The organism is Mycolicibacterium sp. Y3, assembly GCF_051188035.1.
Classification (GTDB): Bacteria; Actinomycetota; Actinomycetes; order Mycobacteriales; family Mycobacteriaceae; genus Mycobacterium; species Mycobacterium fluoranthenivorans.
This window is the reverse complement of the sequence record NZ_JAVQLT010000001.1, coordinates 6,047,089-6,073,603: the sequence shown is the minus strand read 5'-3', so window position 1 is coordinate 6,073,603 and position 26,515 is coordinate 6,047,089. Positions and strand designations below refer to the sequence as shown.

Sequence of the window (26,515 nt, the reverse complement as noted above, 5' to 3'; positions counted from 1 at the left end):
ATGGATTAGATGACTGACGTTTCCGAGGCTACGATCGGCACTCCGGACCCGCTGATGGTTCGGATCGCGATCCTCGCCCGGGATCGGGTTGCCGACCTTGCGCTGCCGGCAACTGTGCCACTGCGGGAGATCCTTCCGGCCGTGCAACGGGTGCTTCCCGCAGATGATGCCGAGTCCGAGGGCGAGGCAAATTCGGCGCCAAGGCTCTTGAGCTTGGCGCCGATCGGCGGAGTGCCGTTCTCGCTGGACGCGAGCCTCGACACGGTGGGTGTGGTCGACGGTGATCTTCTCATGCTGCGGCCCGTTCCGGAGGGCCCTGCGTCACCCGGTGTGGTGGAGGACATTGCGGATGCGGCGGTCATCTTCTCGGAATCGCGGCTGCGTTCCTGGGGAATCAACCACATTCGTCGTTTCGCCGGGACCGCTCTGGTTCTGTTGATCATCGCGGCAACCGCGCTCGCCGCCTCGTATCGCGTAGGCACCGGCGGGGTGGTGGGTCTTTACGGAGTGATCGGGTTGGCTGTTCTCACCGTCATTGCGGCGCTGGCCATGCGCTCACACTCGGCGCGCGCGGCATCTGAACTTTCGGTGGTGGCGCTTGTGCCGATCGTTGCGGCCTGCGCAGTGGCTGTGCCCGGTACATTCGGGCCGGCGCAGGTGACACTCGCGGGTGCCGCTGTGGCGGCTTGGTCGCTGATCAGCGTCATTCTCGGTAGCCGCGGTCTGATTCTGCTCACTGCGCTGACCGTATCCGCGGTAGCTGTCACCGCGGTCGGCATCCTGGCCGAGGTCTGGAATCTGTCGATCCTGACCCTCGGTTGCGGTTTGTTGGTCGTGGCGCTCCTGGTCACCGTCCAGGCTGCCCCGTTGTCGGCACTGTGGGCGCGACTGCCATTGCCGGTGATCCCCGCCCCCGGCGATCAGGCACCCCCTGCGCCACCCATCCGGGTTCTGCAGGATCTTCCGAGACGGATCCGGATGAGCGACTCGTATCAGACCGGATTCCTCGCCGGCGCGGTAATCCTCTCGATACTGGGTTCGCTGGCCATCGTGTGGAAGCCCGAATCAGTGGGCGCCTGGGCTTGGTACACCGTGGTCGCGGTGTCCGCGTCAGCGCTGCTGCGGGCCAGGGTGTGGAATGGCGCCGCGTGCAAAGCCTGGCTGCTGGCCCAACCGTTCCTGGTTTCGACCAGCATGCTCGTACTCTTCATCGGGCAAGGACGCTTCGCCGCGGGTGCGGTGGTGTTGGCTGCGCTGTTGGTGCTGACCGCCGGGTTCGTAACCCTGGCGGTCAATCCTGATCTTGCTGCGCCCCAGAGCTATTCGCTGCCCGCACGTCGGATCCTCGGGCTGCTGGCAGCGGCGGTGGATGCATCCCTGGTCCCGGTGCTCGCCTATTTGGTGGGTCTGTTCTCCTGGGTGCTCAATCGATGATGCGGCCCAGGCTGCGTGCGGTACTGGCCGGCGCGGTGGCGACCTTGGTGGCTCATTCGTCGGCGTGGGCGGTGAGCCCACCATCGGTCGACGTCACCGTGCCGCCGCCGTCGGCCGGTTCCGGTCCTTCGGGGGAGTTGATGCAGCGGTCGGAATGTGTGACGACGGGTTTGCGGCCGGGCACCGTGCCCAGCACAGCCAGTGAACGGATGCTCAATATCCCTGGTGCGTGGCAGTTCTCCCGAGGTGAAGGTCAAACTGTTGCCGTGATCGCCACCGGGGTGACACCGGGCTCTCGATTGCCCGACGTCAAGTCGGGCGGAGACTACGTGGGCAATACCGACGGGCTGACCGACTGTGATGGGCACGGCACGCTGATCGCTGGGATCATCGGTGGTCAGCCGGGTGCGGATGTGTTTTCGGGTGTGGCGCCGGCGGCCCGAATCGTCTCGATTCGCCAGCGCTCGGCGGCCTATTCGTTGCGTGAGCAAAGCGATGATCCGGCCAGAGCACGGGCAGCCCTCGACATCACCACGCTGGCACGTGCTGTGGTCCGCGGGGCAGACTCAGGGGCCAGGGTCATCGTTATCGCGCAGGGCGTCTGCCTGCCCGCCGACAGCACGGTCGACCAGCAGTCGCTGGGCGCCGCGCTGCGGTATGCAGCCGTCGAGAAGGACGTTGTCGTCATTGCGCCGGCAGGCGATCTCGGTTCTACGGGGCTCTCTGCCGGCAACGAATGCCGGGCCAACCCGCTCACGCCTTCCGGGAATCCAGCGGACTCGCGCAATTGGGGCGGGGTGGTGTCGGTGGCGGTGCCTGCGTGGTGGCAACCCTATGTCTTGGCGGTCGCGTCGCTGGGCCCTGACGGTCAGCCATCTGAGTTCACCATGCCAGGGCCATGGGTGGGTATCGCCGCTCCGGGGCAGGACATCGTATCGCTGAGCAATGCCGGCAGCAGCGGTGGGTTGGCCAACGGCGTTCCGGGTCAACGAGGTCAATGGACATCCCTGAACGGAACCGGTTATGCCGCAGCGTATGTGGCCGGGGCTGCCGCCCTGGTTCGCAGCCGCTTCCCGGAACTAACCGCCGCTGAGGTCATCCAGCGGCTCCAGCGAACAGCGCACAACGGCGCCCGCAGTCCGTCCAACCTGGTCGGTAGCGGGATGGTTGATCCTGTCGCGGCGCTGACGTGGGAGCTTCCCCCGTCCGCCGGCGACCGATCTGCCGCTCCCGTTCGGATTGCGGCCCCAGCAGTCCCAACGCCGCCGGACCACCTACCCCGCACCATCGCGTTCGCAGGCACGGCGGTGTTGGCCGTGCTCGTTGCCTCCGTCGCGTTCGCCAGACACCGAAGAAGGGACCAACTGCAGTGAGAATCGTCGCACCCGGATCGGCTCGCATCACTGTGGCGCTGTTGGTGGGGATTCCGGCCGCCATGGCCTACCCGTGGGCCGCGGGATTGCAACGCTGGGTACTCGGCTCGGCCGTCGCGCTGGTCGTGCTGCTTCTCGCGTGGTGGCGTGGCCGGCATCTGACGACGATCGTGTGGCGTCGGCTGCGGCTGTCGCTGCGCCCTCACCGGGGATCCGGCACGCAGGCCGCGCTCGATCTGTCGGACAACGATGCGCACGCTACGGTCGTACTTCGACTACTCGATGGCCCGGATCCGTACGCACCGCTGGACTTGATCGCCAGCTATCTCGATCGCTTCGGATTGTCCTGCCGGTCGCTGAGGGTCACCAGTCGGCGCACTCCCACAGGAGCCATGACCTGGGTCGGCCTCACCATGTCCGCCCGCGCGAATCTTCCAGCGCTGCAAGCGAGATCAACGGCCATCCCGTTGCGCGACACGGCGGAGATCGCGTTGCGCCGTCTCGCCGCCGAACTCCGCGAACGTGGTTGGTCATCGACCACCTCGGAGCTGAACATCCCGGACCTGCTCGGGCCGAGACCCGAGGAGCATTGGAGGTCGGTCGCCGACGGCACGATGGGGTTCGTCACCGCGTACGGGATGGCCGACGCATCGCCTGAGCAGTTACTCGGCGAGTTGCGATCTCAGGACTTCGGGGAGGTGTGGACCGCGATCGAAGTCAGCGCGACCGGTTGGTCTGCTGCGTGTGCGGTCCGGTCCACCGTCATGGCTCCGGTTCGTCCGCCGCTATCGGGATTGACGGCGCAGCCTGGAAACCAATGGGCTGCCCTCGACGCTCTACGCCCTACGTCGACCAAACGTCTTGATTCCGAGGTCTTTCCGATTGCGGAGGGCGCTTTGGTGCGATGGCCAGTGGATGGGGTCCCGATCACGGCATGACATACTCCAGCTCCCGCGCGGTTGACAAACCGGGACGCGGTGGATCGCTGGGCCTGGCTGGGTGGATCCGGCGCTGGGCCGTGTTCATCGTTATCGGGTGGATCGGCCTCGTAGTCGTACTGAACTCGGTCATTCCGCAACTTGAGGTCGTGGGCAAGCTGCGCTCGGTGTCTATGAGCCCCGGCTATGCGCCGTCGGTGGTCGCCGTGAAGCGTATCGGCCAGGTATTCGGGGAGTACACCTCCGACAGCTCGGCAATGGTGGTAATGGAGGGCGATCAGCCACTGGCCGAGGATGCGCATCGCTACTACCGCACCGTCGTCGACCAACTCGTGGCCGACAAAGCCCATGTGCAGCATGTGCTGGACTTCTGGGGAGATCCGTTGACTGCTGCCGGGGCGCAGAGCAGGGATGGTAAGGCCGTCTATGTTCAGGTCTACCTTGCCGGGAATCAAGGTGAGGCGCTGGCCAACGAATCGGTCGATGCCATCGGTGCAATCATCGATCGCACTGATGCTCCGCCGGGGGTGCGGGCGTATGTGACCGGTCCTGCTGCGCTGGCCCATGACGAACAGGCCGCCGGTGACCGCAGCGCGCAGATTATCGAGATCGCCACGTTTGCCGTCATCATCACGATGCTGCTGCTGGTCTACCGATCTGTTGGTACCGCATTGATCGTGCTGGTGATGGTGTTCGTGGAGTTATCGGCGGCTCGCGGAGTCGTCGCCTTGCTGGCTTATCAGGGCTTGATCGGGCTGACCACTTTTGTGACCAACCTGCTGGTCACGTTGGCGATCGCCGCGGCGACCGATTATGCGATATTTCTGGTCGGCCGATACCAGGAGGCAAGGTCGGCCGGCGCAGACCCAGAAGCGGCGTATTTTCAGATGTTCAGTGGAACCGCGCACATCGTCGTGGCCTCCGGGTCGACGATCGCCGGCGCAACAATGTCCCTGTACTTCACCCGGTTGCCGTACTTCCAGACGCTTGGGGTGCCGCTCGCGACCGGGATGGTGGTGGTCACGTGTGCCGCGGTCACCCTGGGCCCGTCGGTGGTGACCTTGGCCAGCCGCTGGGGCCGGCTGGAGCCCCGACGGGCGATGCGGATCCGCGGCTGGCGAAAGGTCGGCGCCGTCGTCGTGCGCTGGCCGGGGCCCGTGCTCATCGCCACGGTCGGTATCACCCTCGTTGGTCTGCTCGCGTTGCCCGGCTACCGCACCAGCTACAACGAAAGAAAGTACATCCCCGAGGATTTGCCCGCAGCCGAGGGTTACACAGCCGCTGAACGGCATTTCACCTCCGCACGGCTCAATCCGGAGTTGCTGCTGATCGAGTCCGACCACGATCTGCGCAATTCGGCCGATTTCCTGGTGATCGACAAGATCGCCAAGGCGATCTTCCGGGTGCCTGGGATCGGCAGCGTGCAGGCCATCACCCGTCCCGACGGTAAGCCGCTGAAGTTCAGCACCATTCCGGCCCAGATGAGTATGGGCGGTACGGCGCAGCAGATGAACGAGAAGTACATGGAGGACATGTTCGCCACCATGCTGAAGCAGGCCGGCGATATGGACACCACCATCGGCACCATGAACCGGATGATCACGCTGATGACGGAGATGAGCGCCACCACCCACAGCATGGTGGGCAAAAGCACCGACATGGCCGTCGACATCGCCGAGTTGCGGGACCACATCGCCGATTTCGACGACTTCCTGCGCCCCATCCGCAACTATCTGTACTGGGAACCGCATTGCTATGACATCCCGGTGTGCTTCGCCATGCGCTCGGTGTTCGACGCGCTGGACGGTATCGACGCCACGACGGATCAGTTCCAGAACCTGCTGCCCGATCTGCAGCGGCTTGATCAGTTGATGCCGCAGATGCTGGCGACCCTGCCTGCGCAGATCTCCACCATGCAATCCTCCCGGGACATGATGCTGCGGATGTACCAGACGCAGAAGGGCATCCAGGATCAATCCAACGAGATGCAGGCGAACCAGTCCGCCATGGGCGACGCCTTCAACAACTCGAAGAACGACGACACGTTCTACCTGCCGCCGGACACCTTCAACAACGCCGATTTCAAGCGCGGTATGAAGAGCTTCATCTCCCCCGACGGAAAGTCGGTGCGCTTCATCATCACTCACGAAGGTGATCCGTTGTCCCCAGAAGGGATCGGTCACGTCGAAGCAATAAAGTCGGCGGCGAAGGAAGCAGTGAAAGGTACCCCGCTGGCAGGATCGAGGATCTACCTGGGCGGGACGGCATCCCTATTCGAAGATATGCAGCACGGCAACAACGACGATCTCGTGATCGCCGGGGTCGGCGCGCTCGCGCTGATCTTCATCGTCATGCTGGCGATCACCCGAAGCCTGGTCGCCGCAATCGCGGTCGTCGGTACCGTGGTCATCTCACTCGGTGCCGCGTTCGGCTTGTCGATACTGTTGTGGCAGCACCTGATCGGAATCGAACTGCACTTCATGGTGATGGCCATGTCGCTGATCATCCTGTTGGCGGTCGGGGCAGATTACAACCTCTTGCTGGTGGCGAGGTTCAAGGAGGAGCTGCGTGCCGGACTGGACACCGGCATCATCCGTGCGATGGGCGGCACCGGCTCGGTGGTGACTGCCGCCGGTTTGGTATTCGCCTTCACGATGATGTCGATGGTGGCGAGTGAGCTTACGGTGGTGGGTCAGATCGGCACCACGATCGGCATCGGCTTGATATTCGACACTTTGATCATTCGTTCGTTCATGACACCGGCGGTGGCAGTGCTGCTGGGTAAGTGGTTTTGGTGGCCGCAGCTGGTGCGGTGGCGGCCACGTCCTTCGCCCTGGCCGCAGCCGTCAGCCGGCCCTCCGTCAGTCGAATTCGACGAGCGTGACGGGTGCTCGGAACCTGGCCAGCTGGGGCAGCCGGTATGACTGCCGAGTGGCCCACCGCAACACCCTGCCTCGGCCAGGCGGGTACGGCAGCTCCCGCACCTGGCGAATTCCGCCTATCGAGTAGAGCTCAGCGTATTGGGCTGCGGTGAACCAGAACGGCATGGGTGGAGAAGTGTAATGCTCACTCAGCTTGAAGCCGCGGCGCTGCGAGTATGAACTCACGAAGCGCGGAATGCTGTCGAACACCAGCCACCCCCCGGGAAACCGCTCGGCGCAGGCAGCGATCAGCTCGAACACCGCATTGCGGTCTAGGTACTGGAAGAGTCCCTCAGCGGTGATGATGACGCCGTCGGGTGCGTGCACGTCCTCCATCCAGGAGCGATCGAGCGCGGACTGAGAGAGATGACGCAGCCGGCCCGAGGGCGGTAGGAGTTTTCGACGTAATTGGATGATCGGTTCGAGATCGACAGACAACCAGGTGATCTCACCGTTGTCGAGACGCCAGAAGCTCGTCTGAAGCCCCTCGGCCAGCGCCACCACCGTTGCGCGGGGGTGCGCGGCCAGATACTCGCGCGTCACGGTGTCGAACACCAGCGCCCGAAGTGCCGTCGCTTGATGGGGCCGGCCGAAGTTTCCGTAGTCGTAACTGAGACTGTCGCGCAGTGCGACCGCCCACGGATCGTCGATGATGTGGTCCGGCCGCGCGGCTTCGGTTGCTCGCTGATGGAGAGTCAGCAGAGCGGTTTCGGAAACTCCGTCAAGATGACGGGCGTCGGTTGCAGGCATGGGACAACCGTACTTTGTGGCGGCGTCCTGTCGGTCGATGGCTCAAACAGCTTGTGGCCAGTCGGGATCCACGCCGCATCGGCGGCCCGGGAACTTATCGAGGGAGTGCTGCGACCAATGACCAGGGTGCGTTATGGCATGCACCCGCGAAGGACAGTGATGAGGAGACGCAGTGACAGCGCCGGTATGGATGGCTTTGCCGCCAGAGGTTCACTCCGCCTTGCTCAGCGCCGGGCCGGGACCAGGATCGCTCTTGGCCGCGGCAGCGCAATGGCAACAGCTCAGTGCCCAGTACAGCGCGGCTGCTGCCGAGCTGAGTAGCTTGGTGAGTGAGGTGGCAGCCGGCAGTTGGGAGGGGCTGAGCGCCGTGCAGTATGCGGTCGCGCATCTGCCGTATGTGGCCTGGTTGGAGCAGTCCTCGATCAACAGTGCGGTGGTTGCGCTGCAGCATGAAACGGCCGCGGCTGCCTACAGCGCCGCGCTGGCTGCCATGCCGACATTGGCTGAACTCGCTGCCAACCATCTGGCCAACGCCGTGCTGGTGTCCACCAACTTCTTCGGTATCAACACGATCCCCATCGCGGTCAACGAGGCCGACTATGTGCGTATGTGGATACAGGCGGCCGAAACCATGACGGTCTACCAGGCGGTCGCCGGGACTGCAACGGCAGCTGTGCCGCCCGGTCAGCCTGCGCCGGCCATTCTCAAGTCCGACTTTCAGGCCCAAGGCCTGCTGCTCAACCCTCCCAGATCGCTGAGCGAATTCTTCAGCGATCTTTGGCAATTCATCTCACAGCTGGGTACTCAGGGCCAGATCGATCAGTTGCTTGCGAACTTTCGGTATTTCTTCGAACAGCTGGGTTTCAACCCTGCGACGGCGGCGGTTCTGGCCTTCGTCGCGCTGTGGTTGTATGACGTGCTCTGGTATCCCTACTATGCGTCCTACGGACTGCTGCTCCTGCCCTTCTTCGCTCCGGCGCTGAGCGCGCTGAGTGCGCTTGCCGCGCTTGCCCTGCTGAACGAGTCCCCGCTGGAAACGTTACCGTTTCCCGCAGCTGGCGCCCCGAGCCATCCGGCCGATTCGAGCCCCAATCCCGTTGTCACGCTGGCGCCACCGGCGGCTGGTGTGCCCGTCACCCATACCACTGGCTCCGCTGCACCGACGTCGGCGTCGGCCACCGCAGGCAGTCCTCCAGCTGCCTCCACTGTCGGCTATGCCGTCCTGGGCCCGCAGCCGCCTACCGTCGGTTCCGGGCCGAAAGAAGGCGGGAAGACGCCCGATACGGCAGTGGACGTCGCCGCCGCGGTCGCTGCGGCCCGCGCCTCCGGCGCAATGCGGAACAAGGCCAGACAGAAACGCAGCAGCAGCGCAGGGGCCCGTGGCTATCGACACGAGTTCATAGAGTCGACAGCATCGATGGACGACGGGGGCCGCGTGCCGGCAGCCGCCGCGGCTGCATCCTCTACCGCGAGCAATCAAGGCGCGGGCCTGATCGGGTTCGCTGGCACGGTCGGCATGCCTTCCGGTGTCGCCACGGGACTCGTGCGGGACGACGGCCTGGATACCGCCGTCCCGATGCTTCCGAGCACCTGGGAAGCCGACGATAGGGCGAATACCCAGCCGGAATAGGTCCGACGTACCGGCAATCATTGGCAGCCGGGAACTTTTCGACGACATGGCGCGACTTTTGCTGTGAAGACCAAATGGGTTACAGCGCTATGCCGCAAAGGTTTTAGATCACCGCCGGGTCAGGACAGTGCAGGATGCGAATCAGGAGAAGAAGGTCGATGACGCTCAATGTGAAAGGACGGGGGCTGGGGGCTGTGGTCACCGGGATCGACCCGAAAAATCTGGACAGCATCACGACCGCCGAGATTCGGGACATCGTCTACGAGAACAAACTGGTCGTCCTGAAAGATGTTCACCCGTCTCCCGAACAGTTCATCGAGCTCGGCAGGATCGTCGGAGATATCGTCACCTACTACGAGCCGGTGTACCACCACAAGGAGTACCCCGAGATCTTCGTGTCCTCTACCGAGCAGGGCCAGGGTGTCCCGAAAACCGGGGCGTTCTGGCATATCGACTACATGTTCATGCCGGAGCCTTTCGCGTTCTCGATGGTGCTCCCGCTCGCCGTCCCCGGTAGCGATCGCGGGACCTACTTCATCGACCTCAACAAGGTGTGGGAGTCGCTCCCGGCATCACAGCAGGAGCCGGCACGCGGGACGTTCAGCACTCATGATCCGCGCCGCCACATCAAGATACGCCCAAGTGACGTATACAAGCCGATCGGCGAGGTGTGGGATGAGATCAACAAAACAACTCCGCCGATCAAATGGCCGACAGTGATCAGGCACCCGAAAACGGGCCAAGAGATCCTCTATATCTGCGCGTCGGGAACCAGCAAGATCGAGGACCACGACGGAAATATCCTCGATCCCGAGATACTCCAGGGACTCATGACCGCGACAGGACAGCTCGACGCGGACTTCTCCGCGCCTTTCATCCACACCCAACACTATGAGGTCGGCGATATCATTCTGTGGGATAACCGTGTTCTGATGCATCGTGCCAAGCACGGCACCGCCACAGGGACATTGACCACATATCGATTGACGATGCTCGATGGTCTGACCACGCCGGGTTATGCGGTATGAGCACCGATGTGACGCCGGTCGGGATGGCTGAGGACCAGCCGACCGCGACGACCCCGATTCCCGAGGATCTGATCGCCCGAGTGCTTGAGCCCTACTCGTACAAGGGGTGCCGCTACCTGATCGACGCGGCCTACAGTGCAACCGAAGACTCGCTCGTAGCCGAAGGTAGCTTCAGCATTCCGGAGCCGGTGTACATTCGCAGCACCGGCCACTTCAACGCCGTGGAACTGGTCTTGTGCTTCAATCAACTGGCCTACACGGCCTTCGCGCCTGCTGTGATCAACGGTGAGATAGCACCTCTGCGCGGTTGGTCGATTGCAGATTACTTCGACAACCAGCTGCCCAGTATGTTGATCCGGACCACCTCGTCACGGTATAAGCGGCCCATCAATGCCCAGAAGTTCTCGGCTCGACTGGTTTGCCAGGATCTCGAAGTCGTCGAGCGTTCGTGGCGCTATCTGAAAGTTCCCTGTCGGATCGAGTATTTCGACGAGTACGGTGGGTCGGCCCTTGGTGAGTTCGAGCTCGCGGCCCTGAACATCCCGTGACCGCTCGACAGGAGAGCAGCCCGAGTTCACGTGCAACCACGGTGTGGGGGCGCGTCGTCGAGCAGGCACAGTTGCGGCGCGATGCGGTGGCCTTACGACGGGTCGACGGATCCAGTGCGCTCACCTACGGCGAGCTGGTGACCGAAGCGGCTCGGCTCGCCGAATTACTCGGTGAGCAGTCAGTGGTCAGCGGCGCAAGGGTGTTCGTCATCTCGGACAATGGTCCCGAGACCTATCTGTCCGTATTGGCCTGCGCCAAGCTCGGGGTGGTCGCCGTGATGGTGGACCGCAGCATTCCGTCAGCAACCGTGGCCCGCTTCGGTGAGGTGACTACTCCCAGCGCCGTTCTCCTGACACCGGGCGCCGATTCCGGTTCGCTGCCCGTATCGCTGGCGGAGGTGCCGGTGATCTCGGTGAACTTCGAATCCGGAGTTACCGACACCGCGGCGGCGGCCGACTCGTCCTCGGACACCGGCAGCGCCACCCTGGGTGCCGAGGATCCGCTCGCCATGATCTTCACCAGTGGCACCACCGGGGATCCAAAGGCCGTACTGCTGCCGAATCGCACGTTCTTCGCGATAGCTGACACCCTCGAACGCGAGCAGCTTGACTGGATCAGCTGGGTCGTCGGAGAGGCCACGTATTCTCCGCTTCCTGCTACGCATATCGGCGGTTTGTGGTGGATACTGAACTGCCTCATGCACGGCAGCGTCTGTGTCACCGGCGGTGAGAACACATCATCGCTTGCCGAGATACTCAACGCGAACGCGATCGCCACGACGTGCCTGGTTCCGACCTTACTGACCCGACTTGTAGCCGAGGTGAAGGCAGGGGCATCCCTGCCGCCCCTGCGGATGCTCGGTTACGGCGGATCCCGCGCCGTGGCCGCCGACGTGCAGTTCGCCGAGGCAGCCGGTATCCATACCGCGCAGGTCTACGGTCTCAGTGAAACCGGTTGCACCGCACTGTGTCTTCCTACGTCGGATGGCTCGATCATCCGTATCGAGGAGGGCGCGGTGGGTCGCCCCTACCCGGGGGTGGAAGTCCATCTCGTCGCCGACCACGGAGTCCCCGACTTCACCGCGGCCCCGGCCGCCTCCGGCACGCTGTGGATCAAGTCGCCGGCGAACATGCTGGGCTACTGGAACAACCCCGAGCGAACCCGCGAGGTTCTGGTGGACGGGTGGGTGAATACCGGCGATATTCTGGAGCTGCGTGCGGACGGCTACTTCTACATCAGGGGCCGGTCCTCGGAGATGATCATTTCCGGCGGTGTGAACATCGCCCCCGATGAAGTGGACCGTATCGCCGAGAGTGTTCCCGGTGTCAGTGCCGCAGCATGTTTCGAGATACCTGACGCGGAGTTCGGCGCGCTCATCGGTCTGGCAGTGGTACCTTCGGCCGGACTCGACGAAGCGGCCGGCCGCAAACTCAAACAGACCATTGCGGCACGATTCCGATCCGAATCGGAATCGATCGGGCGACCGTCGAAGATTGTTATTGTGGAACAGATTCCTCGGACCCACTCGGGCAAGGTGATGCGCACAGCTCTGGCCTCAACCGCGCATGCTTGACCGGGACCGGATCTTCGCGGCACTGTCGGAAGTGCTCTACGTCGACGAATCCGACTTCTTCGACGGCGATCTCACCGATCTGAGGGATCTCGGCCTCGATTCGGTCAGGTTTGTGCTCCTGATGAAGAAACTCGGGGTGGATCGGGAGTCGGATATGCCGTCCCGCCTGGCCGCAGATCTTTCCCTTGCTGCGTGGGTCCGAGAGTTGGAGAAGGCACGTGACGCTGGCTGACGATCACCGGGTTCGACGCGTCCCGCTGAGTAGTGCCCAGCGCAACATCTACAACGGCGTCCTGCAGGATCCAGATCCTGCGCTGTACCTGATCGGCAAAGCCTATCGTTTCCCTGGTCTGAACCTCCCTGCCTTCCTTTCCGCCCTCGAACAGGCAGTTCTGGACCATCCTGTTCACCTCTGTGTACTCGCGCCGACCGACGGCAGGGACTACCCCGACCTGGTCGCCGAGCTGCAGTTCGATGACATCGTCTGCGTGCGGGGGGATCACGAGCGGCCCGATCTCGACGCCGGTGACCTGGTGGAGTCCTGGGCTGCCGGGATTCACGACAAGTCTCTGGCGCGCTACACCATTCGAATCGACAACGCCGGACTCGTGGTGGGTATGCACGCCCACACCCACCACATCCTGTTCGACGGTGGAGCGACCGGAATCATCGAAGCCGACCTGGCTCGATACCTGGCGGTCGGCAACACCGCGCGGAAGCCCGGACTGGTGCGGTCGATGGACATCGTCGCCGAAGCGCACCGACACGAGGGCGAGCTGGTCGAGCGGGCACGACAGCGTTATTCCGCTGTTGTGCGTCGCGAGCTCAGCGAGGAAGCGTTGTCCGTCGGCGACGTTGTAGGTGTCACGGCATCCACGCCTGGGACGGCGGCCCGGGGCGTGCTTCGTGATTCGGTGCGGCTGCAGGCAGAAGCTCACGACGCGATCGTCGCGCTTGCTGCGGCCAGGCAGATCCCGATCAACGTGTTGGTAGCGGCGGCTGCAGTCGCCGTGCACGCGAGCGAGCGCCTCAGCACCCAGACGCTGCTGGTGCATCCCGTGGACAACCGATTCGGCGACCCGACGTTGGATGTGGCCACTTGCCTTGTGAATTCGGTCGCACAGATGATCCGGTTCGCACCCTTCGCCTCCGTCGGCGATGTCGTCCATGCTCTCGACCGTGGATACGTGAAGGCGGTTCGTCGGCGGTGGTTCCGTGAGGAGCTGTACCGACGCATATACCTGACCATCAACCGGCACACGCACATCGAGGCGTTGACGGTCAACTACATGCGTGGCCTGTGCGCGCCGGAGCTGCGTCCCCATCTTTGCGAGGCACCGGTGGTCAGCGATATCGGGCCCGTCGAAGGTACGACAGTGACCTGCGTTCATGACGAGGAGAGTCGGACCTTCGACATCAGTATCTGGAGGCGTGCGGATTCGGCCGACCGCGGCGAGGAACGCCCGATGGCGCAGAGGATCGCGGCGACGCTGGAAGGCATGAATGCAGGGTGGGAACGCCCGTTCGCGTCGGCCGTCGGCGAATGGTCTGCGGTTGCCGACAATGGCGATCTGGTTTCGAGCGACACGTCGGGCAGCGCTGAGTCGGCACCTGCCTGGTTTGCAGACCCCACCGTGGACGTTGCCAGGCTGCGGACTGCCGAGGTCGACAGGTGGATCGCGCGGATCCTGTTGGAAGGGGCGGTTCCCGGTGATGTCGTGGTGTTCACCGACGACGGCACCAGCCGCACCACCGACCTTCTGATCGCATGTCATCTGGCTGGCTGTGGCTACAGTGTGTGCGCCGCTGTCGACGACCTTGGCGTGCGAGCCTCATCAATACATGAACACGGCCGAGTGGCCACGCGTGTCATCGATGTCTCGGCCGACGTGCCGCCGCTTGACGACGCGTCGTCCACTCTGGTCGACGGTCACCTCGAACAGGTGGTGCGAGATCCCCGGCTGGCAGACTGGACGGCCTACGTCATGCCGACGTCAGGGTCGACCGGACAGCCGAAGCTCGTACCGGTATCGCATGGAGCCCTGGCGCTCTTCTGCACGGCGATCCGCCGCCACTACGTCTGGGGGCCGGATGACACCGTGCTCCAATGCGCCACACTGACTTCCGATATCAGCGTCGAGGAGATTTTCGGGGCGGCGTATTGCGGTGCAGGCCTGGTGCGGACACCGGCGCTGCACTCGGGTGACCTCCCGGCGCTCGTACGGTCCGTAGTCGATGAACGGGCGACCATCGTCGACCTGCCCACCGCGATCTGGCACCTGCTTTGTGAAGACACCGACACCATGCAGACACTCGGTCAGTCGGCGTTACGTCAGGTCATCATCGGTGGTGAGGCCGTCCGCCCCGCTGCCGTGGATAAGTGGTCGCGGTCGATTGACCCGGAGCGCATCGAACTGGTCTCGACGTATGGGCCCACGGAGACCACTGTGGTGGCCACTTACCTGGCCATCACCGATGGGGAAGGGGTCATCGCTACGGCGCAGCGGTCACGGCTGGGCCGGCCGTTGGTGCCCGGCACGGTGTTCATCGCATTCGGTGAGGTGGTGATCGTGGGCGGCCTGGTCAGCCGTGGCTACCTGGGGCGTGACAGCACGAGCTTCGGTGCTGTCTGCTCGGAACACGCTGTGCGTCAACGCGCTTTTGCCACCGCTGATCGCGTGGTCATCGACGACGAGGGATTTCCCGTGTTTGCCGGGCGCCGGGACGCGATCGTCAAGATCGCGGGCAGACGGGTGGACACCGCCGCCATCGCCACGAGCATCACATCGGATCCGCTGGTATCCGACCTGGCTGTCGAACCGGTCGATGGTGTCCTGGAGATCTGGTTCCAGAGCCCCCTGACCCGCGACGGCGACGACGATCCGATTCTGGAGGCACGCATTCGCAATGTGCTGGTCCGCTCGGGTGTTGCCTCGTTCCGCGTGACGGGTGTGCCCGGCATCCCCAGAAAGCCCAACGGCAAGATTGACGCCGGGGCGTTGCCAACCCGGCTGCCGCACTCGGTGACCGCCGTCGGTGACGATAGAGCGGCTGGTCTCGCGGAACTGTGGAGCGGGTATCTCGGCCGGGCCATCGCTGCGGATTCGTCATTGCTTGACCAAGGAATCGGATCCCTTGACCTCATCAAGATCCTGCCCGAAACGCGGAAATACCTGAATTGGCAATTATCGGTCCTCGATCTGATCGGTGCCGACACTGCCGCAAATCTGGTTGGGGCCTCTCCCGATTCGGATACCTGGATGGACAGCGCCACCGCTTCCTTGATCGCGGACGATGTCGAGGATCTGGTGCGGCCGCCCGCTCCGGCACTCCGGCGGCTGTCGATCGGTAGCGCGGACAGTTCGGTCGTGGTATTAGGTGCGGCCGGCATCCTCGGAACGGGGTTTGCCAAAGGCATACTACAGCTTGGACATTCGCATGCATGCCGGCCCGAGGTGGTCTTCGTATCGAGATCACCACTACCCGAGATCGAACCTTGGTCGAGTCTGCGTACTGTCGATGGCTTCCGCTTCATCACTGCGACAGACGGTTTCGGAGTCGACGCCCTGGGTGAGATTCTGCGTGCCGCCCGTGCCCGGACTTTGGTGAACTGCGTCGGTAACACGAACGTGCTCTTACCGTATCAGGAACTGCGCCCTGCGAACGTTGAAGTGGTATCAGCAGCGACGCAAGCGTGCGCTCGCAATGGTTCTCGTCTGGCGCATCTGTCGACTTTCGTGGTGAACGCGGAGGTCGATGCACCGCGTGTCACCGACCCCCGTCACGCGCCGTACCCCTACGCTGCGTCCAAATCGGTGGCCGAACTCGTGGTGGCCAACGCCTCCGACGATCTGGATTTCACCATCGTGCGGCTTCCGAGAGTGCTCAGGGATACCGAGTCGATGCGTGGATCCGCCGACATCCTGGCGTCGGTCGTCGATGCCTGCAAGGCCCTGGGCATCTTTCCGGATGTGGAACTCGTCGAAGAGGTCACCACCAACACGGCTGCGGCGCTTAGCATTATTGACGCATTGCCGGAATTCTCCGCAGCGGTCGAGCTCGGAGGTGGTATCACCGTTGTCCGCGGCGAACCGGTGAGCTATACCGAGCTCCTCGGTGGCGTCGTGGACGAGGTGGTCGGTATCGAGGAATGGAAACAGCGCCTGGATCAGAGTGCCTGGGCCAGGGCTCATCCGGGGCGATGGGCGGTGATCGATGCGTGGATCTCGCTGGGCTCCAAGTTGGGTGGTCGGTCGTACACCGAATACCTGAGCGAGCGCCCGACCATCGACTTACCGGTCGAGTCGTGCCGAGAAGTTGCCGCGGCACCGATGTCGTTGCGAGAGATGCTGACCCGTTGATGCTGTGCGGGAACTTGTATGAGCCCAAAGACGACTGCTTTGTCGAGGGGACGCCGTCCCATGACTGTGAGGAATGAAGTTGACGGATACTCGAACGTTCTACCTGGATGTCCATGGTATGTCGTGCAAGATGTGCGCCGGCCGTATTGAAAGAACGCTCAACAGAATGACCGGTGTGCGCGCGTCGGTTGACTTCCCCGCGAAGGTTGCGGTGATCCAAGCCGGCCATGATCGCAAGGCGGCCGAGTTCTGTGAGGCCATCCGCGAGGCTGGGTACGACGCACAAGTGCGAGTGGATGGAACCGACCACCTCCTAGACGCCCCCTTGCCGAGCAAGCCGGCTCTGCTTGAACGTGTCACGTCTGTTGCAGAAGGTATCTTTCGTAGGCTTTCACCCAACTGAAGTTGGTCCGGCAGAGATTCCTGCCCCGTACTTCCGCTCCTGTGAGAGGCTGTATCACTTGAACTTCTCGACTCGGCGGGTCGTCATTCTCGGCTACAGCAGTGCGCAAGCGCTTGACGTCATCGGACCGCTGGAGGTATTGCACTTCGCCACAAGGCAAATCGCCGGAGATGGTGCCGAAGGCGGCTATCGAGCCGAGCTGAAATCACTTGATGGATCGTGCATCAGCACGTGGGGTGGGTTGAAACTCACCACCGAGATCGCACCGAGTCCGGATTCGTCAATCGACACTGTTTTGATTCCAGGCGGCGTCGGTGCTCCAGATGAATCGCATCGCGGTCTGGTCGGATGGATCCGCGATGCTGCTTCGCATGCGCGAAGGATGGTCGGTATAGGTACCGGTGCCTTCCTTTTGGCTGAAGCGGGTCTGCTCGACGGTTGTCCTGCCACCACACATTGGGCTTCGGCAGACGCGATGAGGCGCAAGTTTCCCCAGATCGCGGTCGATTCCACACCGATGTCTGTTCGAAGCTCTCGCCAAGTCTGGACGGCGGGCGGAGCAACCGCAGGAATCGATCTGGCCTTGCGTCTTGTGGAGGATGACTTCTGTACTGAGATCGCGCGCGAGGTTGCTCGTTGGCTCGTTCTGCCACTTCGCCGCCGTGGAGGGCAGCCACAGTATGCTCCGGCATTGAGCTTTCCGCATTCAGCACGTGAATCAATTTGTCGTGTACAGGAATTTGTCGAATCCGAACCTGCGGCAGCGCACAGTATTGCCGAACTCGCGAAGCGCGCCGGTATGAGCCCGCGCCACTTCACTCGAGTCTTCACGCATGAGGTGGGCATGGCTCCCGGCGCCTATGTCGAATTGGTACGGACAAACATCGCTCGCCGCGAACTCACAGAGACGACCGACGGCTTGGTCATCATTGCGGCGCGGTGCGGTTTTGGCAGTACCGAGTCGCTCCGGCGGATCTTTCTCAAGCGGGTGGGTGTATCACCTGACCACTATCGCAAGAGCTTCGTCTGAGCAGGACTGCAGCAGCTCTGCCGGGGATTACCCTCAGCGTCCGGTTCATGACGCCGTACGTTCCGGCAACGCGAGTTCGATTGGAGCGCGAGAGACTTCTCCATTCGCCGCATTGCGAATGGCAATATCGGCGAGGGCGCCACGGAGGGCTTCGATTTCGTCTGCGCCGACCTGTCCGATGAAATGGATCAGCGCAGCCTGGCGATCACGTCGATCGGCAACTTCGTCCAGGGCGTCCACCATCAGGGCGGCGACGAGTTCGTCGCGGGTGCCCAGCGGCGTGTACCGAAATGCTCGGTCATCGCGGATCTGAATGACCAAGTCCTTCGTGGCCAGCCTCTGCAGCACGGTCATGATCGTCGTATAAGCCAGACGTCGCCGCGTGCAGACGGCGTCGTGCACCTGGCGCACGGTCTGCGGTTCCGTGTTATCCCACAGATGGTCCATCACCGAGCGTTCGAGGTTGCCGAGGCGTTGCAGCCTTGCCATGTCTGTCCGGACCCCCTATCGACGTTGCACCACGTGCTCGTCCACTTAGTCGTTCGGGAGGTCGCGCAGGTTCCCGCTGCGCTGGCTTATGCGGTTTCGCGCCGACTTCGGGCCGACGGGGACGGGTCAACCGGCCCGGTTTTCCTCACGGGTCGCTTGCAGTAGATCGTCGCGCGCGCGTGCGATGCGGGAACGGATGGTGCCGATCGGGCATCCGGCGACCTCAGCAGCCTCGGCGTAACTCAGTCCCAAGACCTGGGTCAGGACAAGAGCCTCACGCCGGTCGGGTTCCAGCCCGTCCAGCAGGATCCTGATCTCCACCATGTTCTCGATCCGGCTGCCGTCACCACATCCGCCGAGTACGTCATCGAGGTCGACCACATACGCGGGACGGGGCCGACTGGTGTTATACCGAATCTGATCGACCACTACTCGCCGCGCGATCGACAGCAGCCAGGTCTTGGCGGTGGACCGGCCGGAGAACCGTGGCAGCGATTTGATCGCACGCAGGAACGTCTCCTGGGTGAGGTCGTCTGCGCTGGCCGGGTCGGCGAGGTAGGCAACGGTGCGCCACACGTCACGCTGGGTGGCTTCGATGAACTTGCTAAGGGCCGCCCGGTCGCCTCGGCTTGCCGATTTGGCGAGCTGAGTAACTTGGTCATCGTCGGCGCATGTAGCCACGGCTTCAGAGAGTAAGCCATGAGGGCCGGGAACTCATTGTCGAGTGGTAACGACTGTAATGGGTGGGACGTGTGAGAGCACAGAAGTGAGGTTGGGCGATGCCGGCGTTGGCAACGATCACAGGTGATGACACCGACAGGGCTCGCATCCAACTCGATGTGGCCGGTATGTCGTGTGCAGCATGCGCTGCGCGTGTCGAGTCCGTGCTCAACAAGCTTCCTGGCGTCCAGGCATCGGTGAACTTCGCGACCCGAGTGGCCACCGTCGCTGCCTCGGACGAAGTGTCGGCCGCGCAACTGTGCGATGTCATCGAGCGCGCCGGGTATGAGGCGCACCCACGATCTTCTGGGGCCGATCCCGAAGCGGACCCCGACGCTGATCATGCCCGGTACCTACTGATCCGGCTGGCGGTCGCCGCGGTGCTGTTCGTCCCGCTGGCGGACTTGTCGATCATGTTCGCCGTCGTGCCCAGCACACGCTTCACCGGTTGGCAGTGGGTTTTGACGGCGTTGGCCCTACCGGTCGTGACCTGGGCGGCTTGGCCGTTCCACCGGGTGGCATTGCGGCAGGCCCGACGCGGTGGGGCCTCGATGGAGACCCTCATCTCAGTGGGGATCACGGCGGCCACTCTGTGGTCGTTCTACACGGTGTTCGGTGACCACCATGCCCGAAACGGCGGTGGCATCTGGCAGGCCATCGTCGGCAGCGATGCGATCTATTTCGAAGTGGCCGCCGGTGTGACAGTCTTCGTGCTGGCCGGCCGGTATTTCGAAGCCAAGGCCAAATCAAAGGCCGGCGGGGCGTTGCGTGCTCTTGCTGCCCTCAGCGCCAAGGACGTGTCGATCCTGGTCGATGACGGTTCGGAGATGGTCATCCCGGTCGACCAGTTGGCCGAGCAGCAGAGATTTGTGGTCCGGCCCGGCCAGACCATCGCGGCAGACGGTTTGGTGCTGGAAGGGGCGGCAGCAATCGACATGAGCGCGATGACCGGAGAGGCCAAGCCGATCCGCGTCCAACCGGGCAGCAATGTCGTCGGAGGAACTGTCGTACTGGACGGGCGCCTCGTGGTGGAAGCCGCCGCTGTCGGTGCGGACACGCAGTTCGCCGGAATGGTTCGCCTTGTCGAAGAAGCGCAGGCCCAGAAAGCAGACACCCAAAGACTGGCGGATCGGATCGCGTCGGTGTTCGTCCCGTGCGTCTTTGCCATCGCTGCGCTGACAGTGGCTGGGTGGCTCCTCGGTGGCGGTGATGTGAATCACGCCTTCGCGGCTGGGCTGGCCGTCCTGGTGATCGCGTGCCCGTGTGCGCTCGGCTTGGCTACCCCGACCGCGATGATGGTGGCCTCGGGTCGTGGAGCCCAGCTTGGCATCTTTCTCAAAGGGCACCGGTCCTTGGAGGCGACCCGGGCCGTGGACACGGTGGTGTTCGATAAGACGGGCACGCTGACGGTCGGCAGGCTCGCGGTGGGTGCGACCGTCGCCGCGCAGGGTTGGGATATCGGCGACGTGTTGACCTATGCAGGGGCCGTGGAGTCGGCGTCCGAGCATGCCGTCGCCAAGGCAATCGTGTCGGCAGCAGCTGGCGACTTGACTGTCGATGATTTCGTGGCGGTACCCGGTCGCGGCGTGACAGGCGTGGTTCAAGGCCGTTCCGTGCGTGTGGGCAAGCCGTCGTGGATTGCGCCGACGTGTGCGGTGCAGCCGTTGGTGTCCGCCCGGCGCCAGGGCGAGTCACGTGGTGAGACTGTGGTTTTCGTTGAGATCGACGGTGAACCGTGTGCGGCGATCGCGGTGTCCGACGCCGTGAAGGAATCTGCAGCCGCGGCGGTGGCTGCCCTGCACGAGCGTGGCTTACGGACGGTTCTGCTCACGGGAGACAACCCGGCATCGGCCGCCGCCGTCGCGGCTGCAGTCGGCATCGAAGAGGTGATCGCCGATGTCCTTCCGGACGGCAAAGTCGACGTCATCGAGCAACTGCGAGATCAGGGCCGCGTCGTGGCGATGGTTGGCGATGGCATCAACGATGGACCGGCATTGGCGGTCGCCGACCTGGGAATGGCGATCGGGCGGGGCACGGATGTGGCCATCGGTGCAGCCGACATCATCCTCGTGCGGGAGGACCTGACCGTGATCCCGATGGCTCTGGATCTGGCCGCCGCGACGATGCGGACGATCAAGATGAACATGCTCTGGGCGTTCGGCTACAACGTTGCGGCGATTCCGATCGCGGCTGCCGGTTTGTTGAACCCGTTGATCTCGGGTGCGGCAATGGCATTTTCCTCGTTTTTTGTCGTGTCCAACAGTCTTCGCCTGCGCAAGTTCGCGTCACGGCCAGGTTTCTCCACGCCTGGTGAAGGAGCGCAGCTGTGACACGGCAAGCGTTCGACGTGGAGGGCCTGCGGTGCGGCGGGTGCGTCAATACCGTTCGGGACGCGATGACCGGACTCGAGGGGGTGCAGGAAGTGGACATCGACTTACAGCCTGGGTCGGTGTCCACCGTGACTGTCGAGTCCGAGTATGGACTGGACGCCGACGCCGTGCAGAAGCTCTTGGCAGAACATGGTGATTTCCTGATTCGCCGCTGATTTCATGGCGGGAAGCCATTGCCGTAGCGCAGAATTACGGGGGGCGCAGTCCTGCGCTTCTCCGCACCGAGCGGATACAGGTGATGATGTAGGGGAGCTGTGATGGCACGGGCAGCTGGAGAACGCTACGAATGTGGTGAGTGCGGGTCGACTCTGCTCTATGAGAAGGCGTGCCCATGTTGCGCTGATTCGGCGCATACCGAGGTCTGCTGCGACAAAACGATGACGAAGGTGACCAGTTGACGGTTGCCTCATGAGAAGCGTCTGCTCAGCGCAGTTGTGATGCGCGCATTTCGGGTTGGGATCGCTCGATGGGCGTCACGATCACCAGCATCCATCCGGCTGTCAGCAGCACCGCTGCGATATCGGCGATGGTCAACCACCCCAATGAGGCACCGGGACGGCCTGTCCTGAGCCACCAGAATGCGCCGATTCCGATGACTGCAGCCAGGCCGCCCGCATAGGCCGCGGCGCACACGCCCCGAAATCGCTGCAGCCGGAGGGCGAACGCGGAGACCACCGCGGCCGCGAACAACACGAAGATCGTTATGGATGGCACCCGATTCAGTCCGTGCGATGAGTGCCCGCCTATCGTGTTGAACCACCACATCGTCGCCGAAACCGCCAGCATCAGAGTCAAGAAGCCTTGCGCGGCAACGCGACCGGGCCCAAGCCAAATGTCGTCGAGCACGCGACTTTCGATACCTGCGAGCGTGCGCTCGATGGGTTCGTGGCGTAAACCGGCCAAGACTGATCCTCCCTCTAGAGCGGGACGAGATGTCCGCCTCCCATATGGTCGGATCGCTGTCCGTTTCGGTTCCGGTCTGCACGGTTTGGGTGTGAGTGGAACTCCGAGACCATTGGCGACGACTGATGGGTATGGCCGGTGACACCACACAAAGCAATCAAGCAGATTCGCGCCCCGCGACACTTGGTCACCTGCGCGCTCTAGAGCCCCGTGCTGACCCTTGGCATTGGCAGACGGCAGCGCATTGCCGTGGCCACGACGTATCCGTCTTCTTCGGCAGTGATGGCGAAGACCGACGGGGACGACAAGCGCGTGAAGCACGCGCCAAAATGACATGTGCGCAGTGTGTGGTCATCCGGCAGTGCAGGGAGCACGCCATGCAGATCGGCGAGAAGTTCGGAGTCTGGGGAGGATTGTCCCCAGCCGAACGGGCCAAGACTCCGGTGGGCCGCTTTAGGCGGGATTGAAAAGCCTGCGCTCCACCACGGTGCTGTCGCTCAGACGGCGCAGAGCCTTCGCACCCGCCAGCACGGCCAGATCCGCGAGCGGCTCGATGATGATGACCGTCATGTACGCCGCCCCGAAGGTGACGATGTCTGTCACCGTCTGGCTCGCGAAGCCCTCACCGTAGAGTGCCCAGAACGCCACCCACGACACGATCCCTGCCTGGTACGTGGTCGACAGAGCCAGGGCCTGACGGTATTTCAGATCCACGTACGGAGTTTCCGGGGCGATCACCTTGTGCGCGACGAACTGCAGGGCAAAGAGCGGGACCAATAGTGTGGTCACGTTCATGCCGTACTGCGGGAGATCGAACGGCGCGAAGAACAATCCCTGCAGGAGAAGGCCACTGGCCAATCCGAAGGCCGCGGGAGCGGCACCGAAAATCAGGAACAGCGTTGACCCCAGGATCAGGTGGACCTCGGAAATGCCGACCGGATAGTGCGGCAACAACTGGAAGAAGGAGAAGACCAATGCCGTCGTCGCGATGGTGCGAACGGCAAAGGCGCCCAATCCGCGGTCCTTGATGAGCTTTCCTGCGAGATACAGCGCGTATGCTCCGGCACCGCCTGCGGTGAGGTAGCTCAGGACGATCTTCGGCCCCTCGACGATACCCGGTTCTATATGCACGCTTCGACAGCCTCTTTCAGAGTAGACCCTTTACGTGCGACAAGTTAAACACGAAAGACCCTCCACCTTGGAGTTCACTGTCGATTTCGTGCCAATTCGCGAAGCATCGCGTTGTACGCGTCGAGATCGTCATCGGCGTAGGCGGCGTCGGAGTGCCGGTCGGAGCGGGTGGCGGCCCGCCGGTCTTGGCGGGCCCACTGCGCCACGAGGGCGACGACCACGACGATCACCGGGAGTTCGCTGGATCCCCAGGCGATCGCGCCACCGAGGTGCTGATCGTCCTGAATGCTCGCCAACCATGGCAGGTCGACCAGGTGGTAGAACTGGCCGCCGATGGTCGTCGTCATGGACATGGTCGCGATGCCGAAAAAAGCGTGAAAGGGCATGACAGCGAACAACAAACCCAGCCGGCCGAGAAATGGCAACTTCTGCGGTCCGGGGTCGATGCCGATGATGCCCCAGTAGAACAGGTATCCGACGAGCAGGAAGTGCACGCTCATCAGTTCGTGGCCCCAGTGATAGCGCACCAGCGTGTCGAAAATGGGTGTGAAGTACACCGCGTACAGCGATGCCACGAAAAGCACGAAGGCGATGATCGGATTACTGACGAACGCGGTCGGTTTCGAGTGAATCAACCACAACAACCACTCACGCGGCCCGGGTGGCCGGCCTGAGCCCGATGTGGGTAATGCCCGCAACGCGATGGTCACCGGTCCGCCGAGCACGAGGAGCACCGGGACGAACATGTTCAACGTCATGTGTTCGGCCATGTGCACGCTGAACATGGCCGATCCGTAAGCCTTGACCCCCGAACTGCTCGTGAACAGCAGGACCCCGCAGCCAAAGAGCCAGGCAACAAGGCGTCCAACCGGCCAGCTGTCCCCGCGCCGTTTTAAGCGGATGTATGCGAACAGGTACAGCGCACCCAACGTCGCCGCCCCGACGCCGATGAAAGTATCGAATCGCCAGGCCGTCAGAATGTTGAGAACGCTCGGTGGCGCAGGCAGCGAGTACCCGAGGAAGACATCCCATGTCGTGAACTGGTGGGTCAGGAAACGCGGCGCGGGTTGCGTGGCCATCGATGCCGACAACGCCATCGCCGTCATGACCGCGGCCGCTTCCAATACCTGCCAGGCCCGCCCGCCCGTCAACGAGCGTCGCCATGCGATCACATCGCCGACCCACGCGGTCCCGATGAGGACAGCCGCCGCGATTCCGGCCCTGCCATAGACCGAGTGCGCCGGCCCTGCCGGACCGGCCAACAGGGCGAGGAGCATGCCGCCGTAGCCGAGCACCAGAGCGCCGGCGACCACTGAGATGGCGCGTACGCGCCCTGCCGAAGCATCACGGGGCGGGTTGAGCGCGACAGCAACCTTGACCCCCACCAGCACAGCAAAGAGCACCGCGAAAACGATTGCCGCGCTGGTTGCATAGTCGTGGTCGGGCCCTTGCCCGGCATTGCCACTCACCGGCACCGCAATGACTCCCACCAGGGCAGGCAACAACAGCACAACATGGGTGACCCAGGCCAGCGACAGCCGGATGGCGGCGGTTATTACCGCAGCGACCAGCGTGACAACCACCCATGCACGGGCCATTTCGGAGGCGGCGACGATCTGCGGAAGACCGGCACTTCCCAAGACCTCGAAAACGGTCGCCCCGGCATCGCTGGCCGCCTGCACGATGACCATGACGATCGCGCTCAGCGTCCACAGCAACGCCGTCCGTTCGACGACCACGTGCGTAGCGAATGCCCGATCATCGATCAAGCCGCGATCGCTCGGCAGCGCCGTCGTAGCGATGTACACCAACCCGCCGAGGGTGAGCGCGCCCATGAACATTGCCACGAAGTAGCCGACCGGTTCGGCCACCGCAGTCAGAGGTCCCGGATACGAATCGCCGGTGGACGCATAGACACGGTGGCCGGACAGAAGGACATACCAAATGAGACCGGCGCAGGCAGTCGTGAACGCCGCGGCGAGCCACCAGAACGGGCGCACCGCACCAATCCGCGGAGCATGTCGCTTCTGGGTCGACTTCAACGTCGTGGCGCCTTCCACCTACTGCAATACAATTGCTCTAGTCTACGACTGTCGGTCGTAGACGGTGTCTGCCGGCGGAACTTTCTGGTCTCGTTCATCGACCATTGCAGACGACCCCCTACTGTCTCTGCGGAAAGCCTTGACTCTTGTGACTCGCTTACCTGTCGGCCTCGATCACATTCCGGCCAGCCAAGCGGTGTTGTCGTCATGATCGACGATCTCTTCGTGCGCTGGGTGGTAACCGCTCTTTTCGCCTTCGCCGCGGCCGAATGTGTCTACACCGTGGTCACGGGACGGTTTTCGCCCACGCGTCTGGTAAGTCAGTTGCTTCACGTCGTCATGGCCGTGGCGATGATCGCCATGGCCTGGCCTGCAGGACTCGCCCTGCCGACCACCGGACCGATGCTCTTTTTCCTGGTCGCGACCGTCTGGTTCGTCATCATCGCCGCCGCACAGGCGGGCCATCGCGGTGTCAACCTGTATCACGGCGCCATGATGTTGGCGATGGCTTGGATGTATGCGGTGATGGGTGGCGATCTAAGCCCGGTTCCCGCAGAAGGGTCGTCACAGAGTACGCACGGGGGCCCCATGTCGATGCCCGGAATGCCGGGGATGCTGATGCCAGGGATGGACGCAAACCACACCGCGGGACCTCCGCCGTTCGTCGTCGGCCTCAACGCACTGTGCGCCGGCGTCTTCGGTGTGGCCACGGTCTGGTGGCTGGTCCGAGTCGCTACTTACAGACGCGCAGATCCAGACTCGTCCAACCGACATGGGGTCGGGATGTCCGCGCAAGCCATGATGGCGGCAGGCATGGCGGTGATGTTCGGACTGATGGTCTGACGTCCCG

At 63.3% G+C, this 26,515-nt stretch carries 22 protein-coding genes; 16 read left to right on the top strand and 6 right to left on the bottom strand.

From position 1 onward, the window contains the following. The first annotated feature begins 9 nt into the window (after window positions 1-9). From eccD to QN239_RS29690, 4 genes are read left to right on the top strand one after another with little or no spacing between them, the layout of a single operon-like run. On the top strand, window positions 10-1,434 hold the full coding sequence (eccD, locus tag QN239_RS29705) for a type VII secretion integral membrane protein EccD (protein WP_499015923.1): 1,425 nt from the start codon (window positions 10-12) through the stop codon (window positions 1,432-1,434). Continuing rightward, window positions 1,431-2,807, top strand: a complete 1,377-nt coding sequence (gene mycP, locus QN239_RS29700; protein WP_499015921.1) for a type VII secretion-associated serine protease mycosin — start codon at window positions 1,431-1,433, stop codon at window positions 2,805-2,807. Before eccD ends, mycP begins: the two co-directional genes overlap by 4 nt. Further along, on the top strand, window positions 2,804-3,745 hold the full coding sequence (eccE, locus tag QN239_RS29695) for a type VII secretion protein EccE (RefSeq protein ID WP_499015919.1): 942 nt from the start codon (window positions 2,804-2,806) through the stop codon (window positions 3,743-3,745). Before mycP ends, eccE begins: the two co-directional genes overlap by 4 nt. Further along, window positions 3,742-6,669 carry an MMPL/RND family transporter gene (locus QN239_RS29690; RefSeq protein ID WP_499015917.1) on the top strand — a complete coding sequence of 976 codons (2,928 nt, stop codon included), beginning with the start codon at window positions 3,742-3,744 and terminating at the stop codon, window positions 6,667-6,669. The genes eccE and QN239_RS29690 overlap by 4 nt, the downstream gene beginning before the upstream one ends. Here the strand turns inward: QN239_RS29690 and QN239_RS29685 are convergent. Further along, window positions 6,607-7,416 carry a class I SAM-dependent methyltransferase gene (locus QN239_RS29685; protein ID WP_499015914.1) on the bottom strand — a complete coding sequence of 270 codons (810 nt, stop codon included), beginning with the start codon at window positions 7,414-7,416 and terminating at the stop codon, window positions 6,607-6,609. The genes QN239_RS29690 and QN239_RS29685 overlap by 63 nt on opposite strands. A 190-nt stretch (window positions 7,417-7,606) precedes the next feature. Here QN239_RS29685 and QN239_RS29680 point away from each other — a divergent pair, with 190 nt between their 5' ends. The 8 genes from QN239_RS29680 (at window position 7,607) to QN239_RS29645 (ending at window position 17,990) form a co-directional block, all read left to right on the top strand. Further along, window positions 7,607-9,046, top strand: a complete 1,440-nt coding sequence (locus QN239_RS29680; RefSeq protein WP_499017014.1) for a PPE domain-containing protein — start codon at window positions 7,607-7,609, stop codon at window positions 9,044-9,046. 158 nt (window positions 9,047-9,204) lie between these two features. Beyond that, window positions 9,205-10,074: a (3R)-3-[(carboxymethyl)amino]fatty acid oxygenase/decarboxylase gene (gene scoE / locus QN239_RS29675; protein ID WP_499015912.1), complete on the top strand. Its 870-nt coding sequence runs from the start codon at window positions 9,205-9,207 to the stop codon at window positions 10,072-10,074. Beyond that, window positions 10,071-10,622, top strand: coding sequence for an FcoT family thioesterase (locus QN239_RS29670; protein ID WP_499015910.1), 552 nt, complete (start codon window positions 10,071-10,073; stop codon window positions 10,620-10,622). Before scoE ends, QN239_RS29670 begins: the two co-directional genes overlap by 4 nt. 41 nt (window positions 10,623-10,663) lie before the next feature. Next, entirely contained in the window at window positions 10,664-12,196 is a 1,533-nt protein-coding gene (gene fadD10, locus QN239_RS29665; protein ID WP_499017013.1) for a fatty acid--CoA ligase FadD10, read from the top strand. Beyond that, window positions 12,189-12,428: a phosphopantetheine-binding protein gene (locus QN239_RS29660; protein WP_499015908.1), complete on the top strand. Its 240-nt coding sequence runs from the start codon at window positions 12,189-12,191 to the stop codon at window positions 12,426-12,428. Before fadD10 ends, QN239_RS29660 begins: the two co-directional genes overlap by 8 nt. Beyond that, a complete protein-coding gene (locus QN239_RS29655; protein WP_499015906.1) occupies window positions 12,415-16,557 on the top strand; it encodes an AMP-binding protein in 4,143 nt (1,380 codons plus the stop codon). Before QN239_RS29660 ends, QN239_RS29655 begins: the two co-directional genes overlap by 14 nt. 73 nt (window positions 16,558-16,630) lie before the next feature. After that, a complete protein-coding gene (locus QN239_RS29650) occupies window positions 16,631-16,960 on the top strand; it encodes a heavy-metal-associated domain-containing protein (protein WP_499015903.1) in 330 nt (109 codons plus the stop codon). 58 nt (window positions 16,961-17,018) lie between these two features. Next, window positions 17,019-17,990: a GlxA family transcriptional regulator gene (locus QN239_RS29645; protein WP_499015900.1), complete on the top strand. Its 972-nt coding sequence runs from the start codon at window positions 17,019-17,021 to the stop codon at window positions 17,988-17,990. A 45-nt stretch (window positions 17,991-18,035) separates the two neighbouring features. On the opposite strand, the gene QN239_RS29640 is transcribed toward QN239_RS29645, so the two are convergent. Then, the gene (locus QN239_RS29640; protein ID WP_499015898.1) at window positions 18,036-18,479 is read right to left on the bottom strand and encodes a BlaI/MecI/CopY family transcriptional regulator; all 444 of its coding nucleotides are present in this window, start codon (window positions 18,477-18,479) and stop codon (window positions 18,036-18,038) included. 126 nt (window positions 18,480-18,605) lie between these two features. Further along, on the bottom strand, window positions 18,606-19,160 hold the full coding sequence (gene sigC / locus QN239_RS29635) for an RNA polymerase sigma factor SigC (protein ID WP_499015894.1): 555 nt from the start codon (window positions 19,158-19,160) through the stop codon (window positions 18,606-18,608). Window positions 19,161-19,258: 98 nt separating this feature from the next. Between sigC and QN239_RS29630 the strand changes: the two genes are divergently transcribed. Beyond that, window positions 19,259-21,529, top strand: coding sequence for a heavy metal translocating P-type ATPase (locus tag QN239_RS29630; protein ID WP_499015890.1), 2,271 nt, complete (start codon window positions 19,259-19,261; stop codon window positions 21,527-21,529). Further along, complete coding sequence (locus QN239_RS29625) at window positions 21,526-21,744, top strand: heavy-metal-associated domain-containing protein (protein ID WP_499015886.1); 219 nt, start codon at window positions 21,526-21,528, stop codon at window positions 21,742-21,744. The genes QN239_RS29630 and QN239_RS29625 overlap by 4 nt, the downstream gene beginning before the upstream one ends. A gap of 268 nt (window positions 21,745-22,012) precedes the next feature. On the opposite strand, the gene QN239_RS29620 is transcribed toward QN239_RS29625, so the two are convergent. Continuing rightward, the gene (locus QN239_RS29620) at window positions 22,013-22,492 is read right to left on the bottom strand and encodes a hypothetical protein (protein ID WP_499015881.1); all 480 of its coding nucleotides are present in this window, start codon (window positions 22,490-22,492) and stop codon (window positions 22,013-22,015) included. Window positions 22,493-22,617: 125 nt separating this feature from the next. On the opposite strand from QN239_RS29620, the gene QN239_RS29615 reads away from it, so the two are divergent. Then, entirely contained in the window at window positions 22,618-22,959 is a 342-nt protein-coding gene (locus QN239_RS29615; protein WP_499015877.1) for a WhiB family transcriptional regulator, read from the top strand. Here the strand turns inward: QN239_RS29615 and QN239_RS29610 are convergent. Both QN239_RS29610 and QN239_RS29605 read right to left on the bottom strand, forming a co-directional pair. After that, window positions 22,946-23,623: an energy-coupling factor ABC transporter permease gene (locus tag QN239_RS29610; RefSeq protein WP_499015876.1), complete on the bottom strand. Its 678-nt coding sequence runs from the start codon at window positions 23,621-23,623 to the stop codon at window positions 22,946-22,948. The two genes, QN239_RS29615 and QN239_RS29610, sit on opposite strands and share 14 nt — an antisense overlap. Before the next feature lie 74 nt (window positions 23,624-23,697). After that, on the bottom strand, window positions 23,698-25,494 hold the full coding sequence (locus tag QN239_RS29605) for a cytochrome c oxidase assembly protein (protein WP_499015874.1): 1,797 nt from the start codon (window positions 25,492-25,494) through the stop codon (window positions 23,698-23,700). A gap of 378 nt (window positions 25,495-25,872) precedes the next feature. Here QN239_RS29605 and QN239_RS29600 point away from each other — a divergent pair, with 378 nt between their 5' ends. Further along, window positions 25,873-26,508, top strand: a complete 636-nt coding sequence (locus QN239_RS29600) for a DUF5134 domain-containing protein (protein WP_499015873.1) — start codon at window positions 25,873-25,875, stop codon at window positions 26,506-26,508. Window positions 26,509-26,515: the final 7 nt, after the last annotated feature.

What these genes read in the sequence shown, in the direction of transcription:
- eccD (WP_499015923.1), top strand. Translation starts at nt 10, where the DNA reads ATGACTGACGTTTCCGAGGCTACGATCGGCACTCCGGACCCGCTGATG.
- mycP (WP_499015921.1), top strand. Translation starts at nt 1,431, where the DNA reads ATGATGCGGCCCAGGCTGCGTGCGGTACTGGCCGGCGCGGTGGCGACC.
- QN239_RS29690 (WP_499015917.1), top strand. Translation starts at nt 3,742, where the DNA reads ATGACATACTCCAGCTCCCGCGCGGTTGACAAACCGGGACGCGGTGGA.
- QN239_RS29685 (WP_499015914.1), bottom strand. Translation starts at nt 7,416, where the DNA reads ATGCCTGCAACCGACGCCCGTCATCTTGACGGAGTTTCCGAAACCGCT.
- QN239_RS29680 (WP_499017014.1), top strand. Translation starts at nt 7,607, where the DNA reads ATGGCTTTGCCGCCAGAGGTTCACTCCGCCTTGCTCAGCGCCGGGCCG.
- scoE (WP_499015912.1), top strand. Translation starts at nt 9,205, where the DNA reads ATGACGCTCAATGTGAAAGGACGGGGGCTGGGGGCTGTGGTCACCGGG.
- QN239_RS29670 (WP_499015910.1), top strand. Translation starts at nt 10,071, where the DNA reads ATGAGCACCGATGTGACGCCGGTCGGGATGGCTGAGGACCAGCCGACC.
- QN239_RS29660 (WP_499015908.1), top strand. Translation starts at nt 12,189, where the DNA reads ATGCTTGACCGGGACCGGATCTTCGCGGCACTGTCGGAAGTGCTCTAC.
- QN239_RS29650 (WP_499015903.1), top strand. Translation starts at nt 16,631, where the DNA reads ATGAAGTTGACGGATACTCGAACGTTCTACCTGGATGTCCATGGTATG.
- QN239_RS29640 (WP_499015898.1), bottom strand. Translation starts at nt 18,479, where the DNA reads ATGGCAAGGCTGCAACGCCTCGGCAACCTCGAACGCTCGGTGATGGAC.
- QN239_RS29630 (WP_499015890.1), top strand. Translation starts at nt 19,259, where the DNA reads ATGCCGGCGTTGGCAACGATCACAGGTGATGACACCGACAGGGCTCGC.
- QN239_RS29615 (WP_499015877.1), top strand. Translation starts at nt 22,618, where the DNA reads ATGGGTATGGCCGGTGACACCACACAAAGCAATCAAGCAGATTCGCGC.
- QN239_RS29600 (WP_499015873.1), top strand. Translation starts at nt 25,873, where the DNA reads ATGATCGACGATCTCTTCGTGCGCTGGGTGGTAACCGCTCTTTTCGCC.